Annotated in this window: 16 protein-coding genes and 1 pseudogene; 6 read left to right on the top strand and 11 right to left on the bottom strand. The window is 37.4% G+C overall.

Annotation, left to right across the window (positions count from 1 at the left end; all coding sequences use genetic code 11):
• Window positions 1–82: 82 nt before the first annotated feature.
• Window positions 83–970 (bottom strand): R2-like ligand-binding oxidase, encoded by an 888-nt coding sequence (locus ACFVS1_RS08345; protein WP_387546337.1) that lies wholly within the window; start codon window positions 968–970, stop codon window positions 83–85.
• A 130-nt stretch (window positions 971–1,100) separates the two neighbouring features.
• Here ACFVS1_RS08345 and ACFVS1_RS08340 point away from each other — a divergent pair, with 130 nt between their 5' ends.
• From ACFVS1_RS08340 to ACFVS1_RS08330, 3 genes and pseudogenes are all read left to right on the top strand, one after another.
• Window positions 1,101–1,787, top strand: coding sequence for a response regulator transcription factor (locus ACFVS1_RS08340; protein ID WP_352923171.1), 687 nt, complete (start codon window positions 1,101–1,103; stop codon window positions 1,785–1,787).
• Window positions 1,788–1,887: 100 nt separating this feature from the next.
• Window positions 1,888–2,080: pseudogene (locus ACFVS1_RS08335) on the top strand (hypothetical protein); the annotation flags it as partial.
• Window positions 2,081–2,117: 37 nt separating this feature from the next.
• Complete coding sequence (locus ACFVS1_RS08330; protein ID WP_387546335.1) at window positions 2,118–2,585, top strand: NUDIX hydrolase; 468 nt, start codon at window positions 2,118–2,120, stop codon at window positions 2,583–2,585.
• A 287-nt stretch (window positions 2,586–2,872) separates the two neighbouring features.
• Here the strand turns inward: ACFVS1_RS08330 and ACFVS1_RS08325 are convergent, their stop codons facing one another.
• Window positions 2,873–3,961: a branched-chain amino acid aminotransferase gene (locus ACFVS1_RS08325; RefSeq protein ID WP_352923165.1), complete on the bottom strand. Its 1,089-nt coding sequence runs from the start codon at window positions 3,959–3,961 to the stop codon at window positions 2,873–2,875.
• 650 nt (window positions 3,962–4,611) lie between these two features.
• Here ACFVS1_RS08325 and ACFVS1_RS08320 point away from each other — a divergent pair.
• Entirely contained in the window at window positions 4,612–5,880 is a 1,269-nt protein-coding gene (locus ACFVS1_RS08320; protein WP_352923162.1) for an L-lactate MFS transporter, read from the top strand.
• Window positions 5,881–6,390: 510 nt separating this feature from the next.
• Entirely contained in the window at window positions 6,391–7,458 is a 1,068-nt protein-coding gene (locus ACFVS1_RS08315) for an AI-2E family transporter (protein WP_387546333.1), read from the top strand.
• Between the two features lie 301 nt (window positions 7,459–7,759).
• On the opposite strand, the gene ACFVS1_RS08310 is transcribed toward ACFVS1_RS08315, so the two are convergent.
• The gene (locus ACFVS1_RS08310; protein ID WP_352923156.1) at window positions 7,760–8,212 is read right to left on the bottom strand and encodes a YueI family protein; all 453 of its coding nucleotides are present in this window, start codon (window positions 8,210–8,212) and stop codon (window positions 7,760–7,762) included.
• Between the two features lie 187 nt (window positions 8,213–8,399).
• On the opposite strand from ACFVS1_RS08310, the gene ACFVS1_RS08305 reads away from it, so the two are divergent.
• Entirely contained in the window at window positions 8,400–9,143 is a 744-nt protein-coding gene (locus ACFVS1_RS08305; protein WP_352923153.1) for a L,D-transpeptidase family protein, read from the top strand.
• A 400-nt stretch (window positions 9,144–9,543) separates the two neighbouring features.
• Here ACFVS1_RS08305 and ACFVS1_RS08300 read toward each other — a convergent pair whose 3' ends face one another.
• From ACFVS1_RS08300 to ACFVS1_RS08265, 8 genes are all read right to left on the bottom strand, one after another.
• The gene (locus ACFVS1_RS08300; protein WP_272492815.1) at window positions 9,544–9,666 is read right to left on the bottom strand and encodes a hypothetical protein; all 123 of its coding nucleotides are present in this window, start codon (window positions 9,664–9,666) and stop codon (window positions 9,544–9,546) included.
• A gap of 111 nt (window positions 9,667–9,777) precedes the next feature.
• Entirely contained in the window at window positions 9,778–10,200 is a 423-nt protein-coding gene (locus tag ACFVS1_RS08295) for a nucleoside 2-deoxyribosyltransferase (RefSeq protein WP_387546328.1), read from the bottom strand.
• A 625-nt stretch (window positions 10,201–10,825) separates the two neighbouring features.
• Window positions 10,826–11,146, bottom strand: a complete 321-nt coding sequence (locus tag ACFVS1_RS08290; protein WP_387546326.1) for a hypothetical protein — start codon at window positions 11,144–11,146, stop codon at window positions 10,826–10,828.
• Between the two features lie 110 nt (window positions 11,147–11,256).
• A complete protein-coding gene (locus ACFVS1_RS08285) occupies window positions 11,257–11,538 on the bottom strand; it encodes a DUF4190 domain-containing protein (RefSeq protein ID WP_387546324.1) in 282 nt (93 codons plus the stop codon).
• Window positions 11,539–11,869: 331 nt separating this feature from the next.
• The gene (locus ACFVS1_RS08280; RefSeq protein WP_034307000.1) at window positions 11,870–12,520 is read right to left on the bottom strand and encodes an amino acid ABC transporter permease; all 651 of its coding nucleotides are present in this window, start codon (window positions 12,518–12,520) and stop codon (window positions 11,870–11,872) included.
• Between the two features lie 14 nt (window positions 12,521–12,534).
• On the bottom strand, window positions 12,535–13,173 hold the full coding sequence (locus ACFVS1_RS08275; protein ID WP_352923141.1) for an amino acid ABC transporter permease: 639 nt from the start codon (window positions 13,171–13,173) through the stop codon (window positions 12,535–12,537).
• A 106-nt stretch (window positions 13,174–13,279) separates the two neighbouring features.
• The gene (locus tag ACFVS1_RS08270) at window positions 13,280–14,107 is read right to left on the bottom strand and encodes a transporter substrate-binding domain-containing protein (RefSeq protein ID WP_352923140.1); all 828 of its coding nucleotides are present in this window, start codon (window positions 14,105–14,107) and stop codon (window positions 13,280–13,282) included.
• Window positions 14,108–14,126: 19 nt separating this feature from the next.
• Window positions 14,127–14,855: an amino acid ABC transporter ATP-binding protein gene (locus ACFVS1_RS08265; RefSeq protein ID WP_352923138.1), complete on the bottom strand. Its 729-nt coding sequence runs from the start codon at window positions 14,853–14,855 to the stop codon at window positions 14,127–14,129.
• Window positions 14,856–15,140: the final 285 nt, after the last annotated feature.

Raw genomic sequence — 15,140 nt, 5'->3', positions numbered from 1 at the left:
ATTGTTCATACCCTGCCTTAAAGCTCCTGATGCCATTCATTAACGAATATCCTAAATAGTAAGCTTGTATCTTGCAATGGTTTTACAAAACCCCATATTCCTTTTCATTACTTTGATAGATCTCTTGTATTCCCTTCCCTTTTGCCCTGGCTAATATCTCCATCCGCACCGTTAATTGTTTCATGGTAAAATTCAATATAGCTTGTTGGTCATTTCCAAATGGATTTCCGAACCGTTCATATCCCTCCGTATTTAACACGATGGCCAGAGGTGAAAGTTCCTCCATTCTCTTTTCAACCTGTTTAAAGATATGTGGATGTTCACTGATGATTCGCTGCAGCAGGAAGGTCCCATAAGCAATATGACGTGATTCATCCTTCTTCAAAAGACCCACGCCTTTCAATAAACCAGGCATCATCTTATTAGCTTCGAGAGTCTGATAAAACCCGAAATATCCAGTTTCTGCAAGAACACCCTCGGTAAACATATTGTAAACAGTGGCTGCTTCTGCCAATGCTTCCGGGGATTGGTCGGATAAAAGTTTCTCCATCGCTTCAGGCAATATTTCATAAAAAATCGATTTATAAGTGTCTGAGTGATAAACTGTCAAATCACCCGTTTCACCAACCTGATCTAACGTATAACGAAAGAACTCCATATGCTTCGCTTCCTCGAACAGAAATGTCGTTAAGTACATTTCTTCTTCGATCCTGCCTTCTTTTGCTATCGTCATAATGAGGGGCAGCAAATCCAAAGTCACCGCTTCTTCCCCGCCCTGAAAAAGGGAAATGATCCGTAATAGCACTTGCCTTTCAATATCAGTAAATGACTTCCAATCCTCTATATCCTGGCTGAAATCAATGTCACGAGGATTCCATATACCGAATTTCTTTGCCTTTTGATAAAGTTTGAATGGCAGGGTATCTTCTCTAAAACTCCGGCTGGTAGTCGTTAAATTCTTTCTTATCATGGTCATGCCTCCTTGAAATTATGAACTTTGATTCTTTTAGGATTTTTTGATTTGTAAGGGTTTTCATTATATTGTAAGATATTAGTAGAATTTATCCTAGTACTGAAAATGTAGGGAGGAATAAAGTCGAATGCTTGAGGAAACTCTGATGAATCATGTAAAAAAGATTTCCCATCAAAAAGATATGGCAAATAAATCAAAAATGATCGTAAAGGGCTGTGTGGATTTTTTTTCATTTCAACGCGCTTCTTTATTCACTTACTCATGTTTAACAGGAATGAGTGAAGGAATATGTGCATGTACAAGTGAAGCTACCTTTTCATTACATAATGTTAAAGAAAATATTCATGATATATACCCCATCCACCAAGCAGTCATCCATAACAAACCCATATACTTAACCATCCAACATGCGAAATCCTCCATCCCTGCAAAATACGTTAAAAGATTTTCCATTTCTTCATTGGCTATCATCCCGATAAATGTGAATGACATGGCCATCGGTTTAGTGTTGGTTGACCCCATTCACGCCAACGAGCCTGTTACCAAGAATGATTTAATGAAGCTTTCCCATTATTTAAAACTGGCTGTCGGTTCGACATTGGATTCCGCCCCTCCCACTTACCTTCTAAGTAAACGTGAAGTGGAGGCCCTTCAATATTTAGCCAATGGATTGGGATTAAAGCAAATGGCACCAAAGATGAGCGTTAGTGAATTTACCGTCAGAGACCATATTTCTTCTGCTATCAGGAAATTGGGAGTGAATCACCGGACCGAGGCCGTCGCTGTTGCCATAAGACACAAAATGATTATGTAAAAACAAAAAAACCTTCAAGGAAGGTTTCAGACTGTAGACAAACTCTATGAAAATCGAATTTTTTACGGTTTGTTCATTTTGAACGTTGATTTCCTCTACTACGAAATATCTTCATAATTATCTTGCTTGGTTCTTATTTGTTGATAGTCGTATTAATGAAAGCACTAAACAGCATATAAAAGAAAGAACTTCTATTAACATCATTTGTATATGAAATGACTGACTTATATGACAGTTTACGACTTTCAACATTTAATGTGAAAGTGTTAATGAAAGAAGCTAATCAGATATGATAGAGATAAATGCACGAAGAGAATTGAGGAGAAATGGATGTCACAAAATAGAATTGTTTTAGTTGCAAGTGTATCAATCTTTAGTGACGATAAAGTCTTGATTATTAGAGAGAATAAACCCAAAGGTGTTAATAAATGGAATTTCCCAGGCGGGCGTATGGAGTATGGTGAAGACATTCTCTATTCAGCTCGAAGGGAAGTTAAAGAGGAAACTGGATTGGATGTAAACCTGATTGGCACTACTGGCGTATATAATTTTATCAGTAGTACGAACAATCAAGTTATTTTATTTCATTTTATTGGTGAAGTTACTGGAGGTTCTTTAAATCTTGAAGAAGAGGAAATTACAGACAGTAAATGGATAAAAATAAATGACCTTGTAACATTTGAAAATGAAGAATTACGAGAACCAAATGTAATAAAGCAAATAATTGATAACCTATCAAAAAAGAATTTTCGCTCAATTAGTGTGTTTAATGAGCAACTTAAAAATAGTTCTAATTGAGCTAACGGTTAGTTAAACAAGAATGGAGGAAACTCTAAAAAATAGGGTTTCCTATAATTTTTATCCAGTTATCAACATTGAGATTTAACAGAGCCTAACTTTTAGATAGAACCCTTTTGCCTAAAGTCTTCATTTGAGGTGATGAGGATGCTTTCTAAACCATGATTCTATTAGAGAAAAACACAGAGTTCCCGTTGAGCCCCAATACTTCATTTCAGGCCAAAATTCAAAGGGAATTTCAAAAGGGGGTCGGAATTTTTTAATTCCGACCCCCTTTTGTTTAAATCTCATTGTGTCACTTTTTCTTCAACTTTCGTAGTCCAATTCAACTCGTCTGCGACTTTACCTGTTTGGACACCTGTCAGTGTATCATAAAGCTTTTTGGAAAGTTCGCCCGTTTCCCCGCTTTGAACAATCATTTCTTCACCATTCCACAAGAATTCACCGATTGGTGATATGACCGCGGCTGTTCCCGTTCCAAAGGCCTCTTCCAAGTGACCTAATTTATGGGCTTCATGGACTTCCTCCATCGAAATGCGTCTTTCCGACACGGGAAGACCCCAATGTTTCAGCAATTCTATAATGGAATCACGAGTAATACCCGGAAGGATACTTCCATTTAAAGCAGGAGTGATGATTTCACCATTTATTTTGAAGAAAACATTCATGCTTCCAACTTCTTCGATATACTTTTTCTCCACCCCGTCTAACCATAGAACTTGGGCATAACCCATCTTTTCGGATACTTCCTGGGCTTTTAGGCTCGATGCATAATTACCGCCCGTTTTGGCTTCACCTGTACCTCCATTAACTGCACGTGTAAAAGCTGACTCCACTGCAATTTTAACTGGATGAATGCCTTCTTTATAATACGAACCTACTGGTGACATGATAATGATGAACTGATACTTATTCGATGGAGATACTCCAAGATAAGGCTCAGTAGCTATAATGAATGGCCTGATATATAAAGATGTCCCTTCTGCCTGGGGGACCCAATCCTTATCAACGCTTATTAAAGTCTTTAAGGCCTTCAACGCAAAATCAACGTCGATATCCGGTATGCATAATCGGCTATTTGAACTATTTAAGCGTTGGAAATTCTTTTCCGGACGGAATAAGATAATTTCATCCTCTGGTGTTGCATATGCCTTCAATCCTTCAAAAACGGATTGTCCATAGTGAAAAATCATAGCTGACGGCTCCAATGAGAGCGGTTGATAAGGAACAATTCTTGGATCATGCCACCCTTGCCCTTGTGTGTAATCCATAATAAACATATGATCGGTAAACTGCTTACCGAACTCAAGCTGTTCCGCTTGTGGTTTTTCTTTCTTTGTTGTACTAAGCGTGATTTGCATGTCATGTTCCTTCATTACCAAAACCCCTTGTTGATTAAATTTACAAGATTTCACTTCCATAAAATCTATCTTTAATTAGTTTACTCCTATAAGGAATCATAGTTCAAGTCTTTAAGACGAAATTTTCGGAATTTTTTTAAAATAAATGGGTTTTTCTTTGATTCCAGACTATGATTCCTGAAAAAAGAACCAATTATTCCTGAAACCTCTAAAAACATCAATTCCGATTGTACGCGAAGATGTCTTGAATATTAGATTAATTTTATCAAAATAATCACAATAAAGCCAATAAGATTAATTCTGGTTCATGGCACCCTAAAAGTAAATTCAATCGTTTCCCCTTTTGCAACCAGGAAAATCGATTAATGAAAAGACTTTTAGCAGATTCATGAATAAAACACTAAATCTAATACCTGCAAATCCTATATGTTTATTAAAGCCTAAGAATATATAACATTTTTAATCCGAATCCATAAAATGTTTTTTCGTACCAATCCCAATTTCATGTCGAGGGAAAATTTTACATGAATTTCAATTTAGTAGTTTACTACTAATTAATATTCTTATATACTTATCCCACAAGATAGATAAAACGCATGCAAAATGATATATCATAGATGAAACGCATGCAGCTTTCTTATTTTTTGACGAAAAGGGGTAACAACATGACAAAAAACAGATGGTTAATCGCTTTATCCGCTATCGCCATTCACCTTTCAATTGGTGGTGCATATGCATATAGCGTTTACAAAAAACCATTAGTAGAGACTATGGGGTGGTCAGAAACAGCAGTAACGTTAGCATTCACAATAATGATGGCGCTTGCAGGAACTTCTGCTGCCTTCTTTGGCAAATTCGTAGAAAAAAATGGTCCAAGGAAGTCAGCCATGGTCGCTGCTGTATTATTCGGTTTAGGACAAGCTGGTTCCGGTTTAGCAGTAATGGTCGATTCACTTCCGCTTTACCTATTGACATATGGGGTGTTAAGTGGACTGGGTATGGGGATCGGGTACATTTCACCAGTATCCACTTTAGTCAAATGGTTCCCAGATCGCAGGGGATTGGCAACAGGAATGGCAGTATTAGGTTTCGGTGCCGGAGCACTCATTACAGCCCCAGTAGCTGCGAGCCTTATGGAATCCGTTGGCATTTATTCAACATATTATATTTTAGGCGCAGGCTATTTCATACTGATGTTCTTAGGGGCATCCTATATTGCACCTCCAAAGGCCAACTGGCTACCTGAAGGAATGAAGAAAGATATTGAGTCAGGTAAAAAAGAACTGAAGAAAGACTTAAGGCAATTAACTGCAAAAGAAGCGGTTAAAACTAAACACTTCTGGATGTTATGGTCCATGAAATTGATAAATACAAGTGCAGGGATCATGATGATTTCGGTAGCTTCACCTATGGCTCAAGACGTTGTTGGTCTGTCTGTAGCAGGTGCAGCAACATTAGTCGGTATTATGGGGATCTTTAATGGCGGAGGAAGACTTGGCTGGGCGGCAGCATCAGATTATATAGGACGTCCAAATGTTTTCGTCATTTTCTTCATCATTCAAATCGGAGCGTTCCTTTTACTTCCAACGACGACAAATACACTATTGTTCCAAGGACTCATCTTGCTGGTCGTAAGTTGTTACGGAGGGGGATTTTCAAATCTCCCAGCATTTGCCGGGGATTTATTTGGAACGAAGGAAATTGGGGCCATCCACGGTTACCTTTTAACTACATGGTCTCTAGGCGGGGTTTGCGGACCTATGTTGGTTACTGCAATCAGGGAAAGTACGAACAGTTACATCCCGGTATTCTACGTTTTCGCAGCATTAATTACGATAGCATTTGCCATCTCCATCTGGTTGCGTCTCGACATTAAAAAAATGCAAAGAGAACAGATACAAGGAGTAACAGGCACATTTAGTAAAATATCCTAATTTTAAACCTTGCAAAAAGGCATGATCAAGTAAACTTCCCTAAACGGAATTTACCTTTGATGATGCCTTTTTTTTATGACCTTAACGGCGGCTGCTCTTAAAAAACTGTAATTCGGTATCTTTTTGGAACATTTTACGATTATATCATCCCCGCAGGATTCTTTGCTGGTGCAGTTTTGAGCATTGCTTAAACTTAATCGCAGTAGTCTAGGGAAATGCAGTTATTGGGATGATCGACTTATGAAGATGAGGACAGGTAAAAGTCAAAGTGACCAAATATTTTTTTAGAGTTGACCTTCATTTTGAAGTGAAATTCTTGTTTTCGTTTGCTTGCGGCTATATTTACAGGCAGTATTCCCATTTCCTTCTTCCTTTAATGTTCAAAAATAAAACAGCAAAATGAAAAAAAAAGAATAATCATTTTACACCAAACAATTTGAACAAGTTATTTAGTTTAACTTTTAGTTAAATCAGGGAATCAAGTAAGAGATGGAATTAGGGGGAATTGTCTTGTGGATCAATAAACCGTTTTTTAAATATGCATGCGCGATCATTTTGAGCATTTTAATTATTTTTTTACTAGGTAAGATTGATTATGTTCTGCAGCCGATACAAAAAATCATTGCTGCCATGTTTTTCCCTATTATTTTGGCTGGGCTTTTATACTATATTTTACGGCCGGTCGTTAACTTTTTAACTAAATTTATCCCGAGGTCAGCTAGCATCTTCACCGTCTTTTTAATTATATTTAGTATGATTGGGATGGTAGGTTACTTTGGCAGTCCAGTAATCGTGGACCAATTTCAAAAATTATCTGAAAACCTACCCAGCAAAGTCAAGGAATTCTCTAAAGAATCTGAAGTCATGATTGAAAAAAATGATTTTGGCATGGTTAATATGGAAGAATTGAAAGAAAAAGCGATCACACATTTAAAAGATTACTCTGAAAAACTCATAGTGAATGTCAATACCATTTTTTCCACAATCACTAGTGTATTAACGGTACTGGTCATTACACCATTCATTTTATTCTATTTCTTGAAGGATGGAGATAAATTAAGACCATTTCTATTAAAATATATTCCGACCGATGTAGAATCAGAAGGAAACACGATTTTAAAAGACGTCGATAAAACCCTTTCAACTTATATTATCGGTCAATTCATCATATCAATCGTCATTGGTACTTTGATGTATATTGGCTATCTTATTATCGGTCTCGATTATGCACTTGTATTAGCCCTATTCGCCATGATTTTTACCGTTGTACCATTCCTTGGTCCATTAATAAGCATCATCCCTGCCCTCTTCATTGCCTTACAGCAAGACATTGGGTTGGCAGTGAAAGTACTCATTGTCCTTACCGTTGTTCAACAGGTCGAAGGGCACTTGGTTACACCGAATATTATGGGAAAACGTCTAAACATTCACCCACTTACCATTATTTTATTGCTGCTTGCTGCAGGATCAATATACGGTTTCATTGGCATTTTAATCGCTATCCCCACTTATTCCGTAGTAAAAACGATTATAGGGAATTTCAGGAAGTTTTATAACTTACGGAAAAGGATCGCATAATTACCATTGAGAATTGTCTTATTCAGTTGATTGGAACGGAAGGTGCGAGACTCCTGTGGGAAAAACGCGTCCAAGGGAGACCCCCCAGGTGCAAAGAGCGCCGAGGAGGCTCCCGGACTGCCCGCTAAAACGAGTGCCTGGAGTGGAAATGAAAGTTCGAATTTTACAAACCCTCAAAAAAGTTCCAGTTTCATAAAACCGTAACAAGAAGCATAACCTATTATTGTTTTTAAATCATGGTGCGGGGAGAGTCCCCTCCGTGTCTCCTTTTGTAGACAAACTAAAAACGTTGATAATTCTATCAACGTTTGTTTAATAATTTTTTAACAAAGCGTTTGAAAAACGCTTTGAAGCTTTTCTTTTTGATAACTTGCTCGGCATGAAATTTCTTCTCGATATGAATTTCCTCTTTGTTTATGGCATTATTTTCTGCTAATACCAGACCCAAATCGGAGTTGTGATCTTTGTTTAGGACAATTTTATAAGGAATTTTATGACTCATTGCCAATTTTATATATTTCCCTAAATATTGATAGTCCATCTGACCATTTAAAAACAAATTAGAACGAGGATACTGCTTCATCATTTGCTCTACCTCAGGATATACATTCGTTTCAAAGACTTGGCTTTTTTTTAGTACGATGACGACGCGTTCCCGTAATGTGCCCAGAAATTCCCTTCGTTCACCAGGCTTTATTTCTTTTGGACCATGGATTCCTTGTTCTAAATAGTCCTCCACATTTAGGCGTGACAATTCTTTTCCACCTCCGTTTTCACTTCAATAATGTATGTAATATGGCCAAAAATAGTGCCCATCATTCGTGTAATATACCCATTGTTAGTTTACCCCCACTTTAAAAAATTGTCACTTTAGCCCCACTTCATGCATAGGATAGTATATGTGTAAATGTATGTTGCTTAAATGAGGGACGGGGAAAAACATGAGGAAATTAATTGTATGTATATTGATATTCGCCTTTACCTTTGTTGGGTTCAGTAATACTTCAGGTGCGGCAGCAAGACAACTGATTATCATCAATAAAACCAATAATCAGCTTGCCTATTACGAAAATGATAAATTGGTGAGGGTATTCATTGTGGCGACAGGAAAGAAAGCCTCCTACACTCCTGAAGGAAAGTTCAAGGTAGTGACAAAGATTGTGAATCGTCCCTATTATAAAGGCAATATTAGAGGCGGAGACCCAAAAAACCCTCTAGGTAAAAGATGGCTGGGGATCAACGCAAGGAATACACCAGGAAATACGTACGCAATACACGGCAATAATGATTCTTCAACCATTGGGAAATATATAAGTGCCGGTTGTATTCGTATGTATAACAATGAAGTTCAATGGCTATACGATAGGGTGAGAATGAACACGGTAGTCTTGATTGCCAGTTCGAATAAATCATTTGCCACCATAGCCGCCACGAATGGATATAAAGTGAGCGGATCTGTGAGCCTACCTGTTAATACCAACTCCACCCTAAAAAAAGGAAGCAGCGGCCCCCAAGTAATTGAACTGCAAAAAAGATTAACAAAACTTGGATTCAGCACTAAAGGAGTAGATGGGTCATTTGGAAAAAACACCGAAACAGCCGTGAAAAAATTCCAAACTTCTAAAAAACTTACTTCTGATGGGATCGTCGGACCAAGAACGAAAAAAGCGCTAGGTCTTAAATAACTTTCATTGCCGATATCCACTTTTTGAGGATATCTTTTTTTGTGTTTTAACTTACCAACCTATACATTATTACCCATATCGTCTTTAATTTCCCACCAATAGATATTGACTTTATGTTATAATTTATACATCAACAGCTAATCATAATCGCACTGTCATTACATACAAGGAGGTAATACAAATGTACGATGAAATTCTCGTAAATTCCATTAAAGCAATTTTTGTTATTGGCACGATCTCGATGTTTGTGATATTAGGATTCGTAAAAGGACGCCGCTTTTAACTTTATCCCATTCTTTGAAATATCCTCGCTTGCCTGATTGCTTGTATTTTTTTCATACCGGTAATCAGGTTATTTTCAATCAGAAAAAAAGCATATCCTCTCTAGGCATGCTTTTCCTTACCAATTATCCGTTTTATCCAAAAGTTGATCGATGTCAAATGTATCAAGGTGGAATGGAACTGACTCTTCTGCAATCGCTTCAGTGGCTAACAATAATTGGTCGATATCAATAATGGCCAAAACAGTCCTCTCCCTTTTTTAATAGGTTTTCACCCTCATTTTTAATACACTAAACCATTCGTTCAAAAGATATATTATTAGAGGGTATCCTTTAAATTTTACATTTGACAATTATTTAAGATGCAGTGAATCTTTTTCAGATCCGTCCGGAGAAAGCGTATGTATCAATTTAACAAGCTTATAAAAGGTCCCGCTGCAGATTGTTACCTCAGGAAGATTGTGAAATATTGATTTTTTATTAATATGATAATTGTCTTTCTCAGGTGAATACACAATAATTTTCTTATTTAAAGATAAAGCATATCCAAGCTCATATAGATTACCTTTTCCTGCAGTTAGGAAGATCAGCATGAAATCGGCTTCCTCAATCCCCTTTTTTTCATATTCTCCAATGCCGTCCGTTATTTGGTTTTTCTCATCATTCATAATTAAATTCAAGTCATTCACACATGTAAACCCTTTTGAAGTCAATTTCTTGATCAATGATTTGACTTGCTTTAAATTTTTTTCGTCTGATGCTATATAATATTTCACACATACACCTCCAAAATATATAACTATTGATACTTTTTACCTACGTTACCTATACTATACATATTCGTTATAAAGAACGCAATATCCTTTCCCCAAAATTAAAAAATAATTAAATGGAGAAATTCCATGCAAAAAAACCATCATTCCTTTACAGGTCATGATGGTTTCAGACTGGAGGCCCACTCTATAAAATTCGAGTTTATCTACAGTTTTTTTAGGGGTTTGTGCAATTTGAACGTAAATTTCCTCTCCAAGCACTCGCTTTTCCCGCGGGAATCTCACACACCTGCTTCAATCAACTTTGTTTACTTTTAGATAGAACCTTTTGCCAAAAGTCTTCATTATTTTAAATAGGATGATTAAAACTTGAGGTGAGGAGGATGATTTGTACTGGATGAATACTGGGCCTTCTTACTCTGAAAACATATCTTTCACCAAATCATAAAAGTGAAGTAAATCCAGGGTATTTTATGCAGTGGATCATGATCACCATCGAGTTCACCTTACTACAAAAAATAATGAAAACTGTGTATGTATTAAGCGCCTGACATTCCGGTTCACAAAATTTTCATTAAATCTCAAGAAATACAAAATAAAAACCTTGTCCTTTAACCGGCAAGGTTTTTTATTTTTCATATGTGATATTTTCTATTTCAATCCTGAAGGGTGCAGCCTCACAAATATTGATTCCCCTATCCAGATTTACCTTTTCCATTTCACTTGCATCCGGGATTCTTTTTTTATCGTGAATAAAATGTTCGACCATGGATTCCAGCAATTCTTGAGCACAAACTAAGGCATCTACCCGATTCCTACCGCTAACGGAAGAAATAATTCCTTTTCGCCTAAAATCCGGGAAACAAACCTGAACGGAAAAAGAGTCGATAATCAACGGGTGTTTTTCATAATAAAATACGGCTGGGTACTCAAAGATTTGAATGGTCAAAATATCATCCCTTCATACAAAATTTAGGTTTTTATATTAATTATAACATGAATTTCCAATTTTTATAGGTTTAATTTACTTTTCTTTGTTTGTCAAGTTGATTTCAGCACTTAATAGGTTGTTATGTCCGTATTTACTGAGAAATAAAAAAACACCAGGAAAATCAGAATTACGAGAACATTCAGGATTATCCCAACAATGCTGCACACTTTTCCAGCTGTCACCAATCCATCTCCAGATTCACCCGTAACCTTCATTTCTTTTTTACTCTTCGATGCAAATATTAAACCGAGAATACCTAATATGATGCCTATGAATGGAATAAACAGGGATAATACCCCCATGATCAATGATACAATTGCTTTGCTATTGCTTCTTTTAATTTCCGACATATATTCCACCTTCTTTCTTCCTTTATATATACGGTTATTAAAAGCAAAAGATTCATTTTTTGTGTATTCGTTCATCACTAATATTCCAGCTGATTTCAGAAGTCCGCTCCCTTTCCGCCGACTGTCTGCCAAGCCTCATCGGTACAAGCGCCTGTGGGGTCTCGGCTAGCCCCTTTATTAGGCAGGAGTGGGGCAAATTCCTTCAATCTAATGAGGTTCACAAGGAAATTACATGAGGGATAACCAGTCTCGTTTTATAATCATGGAAGGAGGTGAGACACTTCCGAACCTCGTAGAGAAGGAAAAAACGACTCATTTCTGAGCCGTTTTTTTAGGTTCGTTTCAATTCAAGTCTCTGGGCTACCAAAGAAAGGCTATAATTCACAATGAAGTACATGAGAGCCACCAGGATTAAAATCGGTATTAAATACTTTTGACTTTGTCCATATATGATTTGACCATGATGGGTCAGCTCAGGCAATGAGATGACAACAGCTAAAGAGGTATCCTTCAATAAAGAAATAAATTGGCTGACAATGGGAGGAACCATGCGGCGCAGCGCTTGGGGCAAAATAATATGTATCAATGCCTGTGTATAGCTCAAACCTGATGAACGGGCAGCTTCCATTTGGCCTTTATCAATGGATTTCAGTCCACTTCGAATGACTTCAGAAAGCATGGCAGACTCAAAAATTGTCAAGGCAACTATGGCTGCTGGAATGATTTCCAGTTTAATCCGTATCTCCGGCAAAGCAAAATAGGTGAAAAATATTATTAATAACAGAGGCAAATTACGTACCGTTTCTACAATCAAAGCTAATATTTGTGATAACACCGGCACTTTTGCGTATCGGATTATACCTACAAGCCCGCCAATAATGAAACTTAGAATAATGGATATAAAAGCTACCTGGAGCGTTACCCAAAATCCTTCTAATAAAAACTTAAGATTATCTGGTGTATAGGCACCTGCAAAATCCATATCTTATACCTCCCTCAATTACTCTTAGCCAGACGTTTTTCCAAATACCCAACGCCAAAACTTAAAGGAATGGTAAGAATTAAGTAAAACGCTGCAACGAAAATGTACACATCAAATACGACAAATGTCCTTGAAGAAATCAAATCCCCGTGGTACATAAGATCGAGTCCTGCAACAACGGCTAAAATGGAAGAATTCTTTACCAGATTTATAAATTGATTCCCTAAAGGAGGAATGACTATTTTAACGGCCTGCGGCAGAATGACGAATCTCATTGCCTGTCCATATGTCAGACCAGAAGAACGGGCAGCTTCCATTTGACCCTTTGGCACAGAAAGTATGCCCGCTCGAATTGCCTCAGCTATGAAAGATGATGTATAAATGGTCAAGGCTAATGTCCCGGCGTATAGACCGCTTAGTTTAAGTCCGAGAAAGAAGAAAAAGGTAATGATCAATAACGGTATGTTCCGAATGAACTCGACATAGGCAGTACCCAGCCAGTTTAGTGGCTTTATTGGCGCAATCCGCATGATAGCAATCAGCACACCAAGAATCAAACTCGCTATCAATGCGACCAAACTCGACATGATTGTATTTTTAAAGCCTAATAAATACATATCCAGATTCTCTGTTAAAATGGAGAAATCAAGCACGGCATACACTCCTTTAACTAGTAAGGATGAGCAAAACGCTCATCCTCACAGACAAATGTTCAAATGTTATTTAAGGTCAGCTTCCCTTATCCATTTGCTAAAATGTTTAATGTTTAATCCATTTATCATGGATTTCATCGTACTTGCCTGAATCTTTAAGTGACTTAAGCGCTTTATTCAACTCTTCAACAAATTCAGCATTTCCTTTTTTTACGGCAATTCCATATGGTTCATCCGTAAATGTACCGCCAACAAGCTCATAACTTGGATCTTCATCTGCCATTCCATAAAGGATGGAATCATCCGTGGTCAAAGCATCTCCTTGTCCGGATTTAAGTGCAGCGAACGCTTCGGAATAGTTTTCAAATTCAAGCACTTGTGCTTCAGGCGCTTTTTCACGGATATTTATGGAAGAAGTAGAGCCCTTGACAGCCAATACCTTTTTCCCTTTCAAACTATCAATACCCTTAATATCGCTGCCCTTTTTGACTAATAAAGATTGTCCTGCGTCGAAATAAACATCAGTGAAGTCTACTTCTTTTTTACGATCTTCCGTGATTGTCATGGTCGCTACAATCGCATCGATATCACCATTATTCAATAGTGCCATCCTAGTTTTAGAAGTCACTTCTTTAAATTCAACTTTATTCTCATCACCAAGGATTTCTGCTGCAAGAGCTTTGGCAATATCAATATCAAAGCCTTCAACCTCTCCAGTACTTGGATTCTTCAATCCGAATAGTCTTGTATCATTTTTCACCCCAAAAACGATCTTATCCTTTTCCTTCACTTGTGCGAGAACATCTTTTTCTTTGTCTTTGCCTCCACCCTCTTCAGCTTTGTCTGAATCGTTCCCTCCGCCGCATCCAGCTAATAAGATGACAGCCAGTAAGGATAGCAAAGATAATTTTAACCATTTCTTTTTCTTCAACATGTAATTCCCCCCTGTTTTTTTAATGATTTAATATACGGCTAAGGAATAAACGAGCCCTCTCTTCACGAGGATTTGCGTAAAACTCAGCCGGTGATGCCTCTTCTAAAACCCTGCCTTCGTCCATGAATACGATTCGATCCGCTACTTCACGGGCAAATCCCATTTCGTGCGTGACCACCACCATCGTCATTCCTTCATGGGCAAGTGCTTTCATTACATCCAGTACCTCGCCAATCATTTCTGGATCCAAGGCTGAGGTAGGTTCATCAAATAGCATGATTTCCGGTCCCATTGCCAAACCTCTGGCAATCGCTACACGTTGCTGCTGTCCACCCGAAAGCTGAGAAGGAAATGAATTCGCTTTATCTCCAATCCCCACTTTGTCCAAATACTTCAGTGCAATCTTTTTCGCTTCCTCATCGGATTGTCCTAGAACCTTCCTGGGAGCAAGCATGATATTCTCAAGCACGGTTTTATGAGGATACAAGTGAAAATGCTGGAAAACCATACCGATATTCCGACGAAGTTTGTTTATGTCCGTTTTTTTATCCGCTACATTTAAACCATTTATGGAAAGGGAACCTTGCGAAATGGTCTCTAGACGATTAATGCATCGGAGCAGTGTACTTTTCCCTGAACCAGAGGGTCCGATGACCACTACCACCTCCCCCTTCTTAATTGTAAGATTAATTTCTTTCAATACATGGAAATCGCCATAATACTTATTCACTCCGTCAAAAACTATCATAATTAGCCCCCTGTCCAAAACTGAAAATTTATAATAATCAGAATTCCAAAAGCAGAATATAGCAATCTCTTAACTCGAAACAAATTATGTAGAATCCCTTCTTCAAATATTATTTCCCAATATTTCATAATTCATAGTGAATAGTCCGTTTTTATTGTTATTTTAAACTAGTAATTCAAATAATATATTCAATATTCACATTTTTTATTATATATAATATTTCTTAAAATTACCATATAAACTTTAAATTGTTAAAAAGGATATTATATTTCATGATATTATTGC

The organism is Peribacillus sp. NPDC058075 (assembly GCF_042885195.1).
Taxonomy (GTDB): Bacteria; Bacillota; Bacilli; order Bacillales; family DSM-1321; genus Peribacillus.
This window is presented reverse-complemented; position numbering and strand designations above follow the sequence as displayed.

Bases quoted from the DNA above. Each gene is read 5' to 3' on its own strand.
- ACFVS1_RS08265 (WP_352923138.1), bottom strand. From the start codon at position 14,855: ATGATAGTTTTTGACGGAGTGAATAAGTATTATGGCGATTTCCATGTA.
- ACFVS1_RS08325 (WP_352923165.1), bottom strand. From the start codon at position 3,961: ATGAAGGAACATGACATGCAAATCACGCTTAGTACAACAAAGAAAGAA.
- ACFVS1_RS08280 (WP_034307000.1), bottom strand. From the start codon at position 12,520: ATGGATTTTGCAGGTGCCTATACACCAGATAATCTTAAGTTTTTATTA.
- ACFVS1_RS08305 (WP_352923153.1), top strand. From the start codon at position 8,400: ATGAGGAAATTAATTGTATGTATATTGATATTCGCCTTTACCTTTGTT.
- ACFVS1_RS08330 (WP_387546335.1), top strand. From the start codon at position 2,118: ATGTCACAAAATAGAATTGTTTTAGTTGCAAGTGTATCAATCTTTAGT.
- ACFVS1_RS08345 (WP_387546337.1), bottom strand. From the start codon at position 970: ATGATAAGAAAGAATTTAACGACTACCAGCCGGAGTTTTAGAGAAGAT.
- ACFVS1_RS08285 (WP_387546324.1), bottom strand. From the start codon at position 11,538: ATGTCGGAAATTAAAAGAAGCAATAGCAAAGCAATTGTATCATTGATC.
- ACFVS1_RS08340 (WP_352923171.1), top strand. From the start codon at position 1,101: ATGCTTGAGGAAACTCTGATGAATCATGTAAAAAAGATTTCCCATCAA.
- ACFVS1_RS08320 (WP_352923162.1), top strand. From the start codon at position 4,612: ATGACAAAAAACAGATGGTTAATCGCTTTATCCGCTATCGCCATTCAC.
- ACFVS1_RS08270 (WP_352923140.1), bottom strand. From the start codon at position 14,107: ATGTTGAAGAAAAAGAAATGGTTAAAATTATCTTTGCTATCCTTACTG.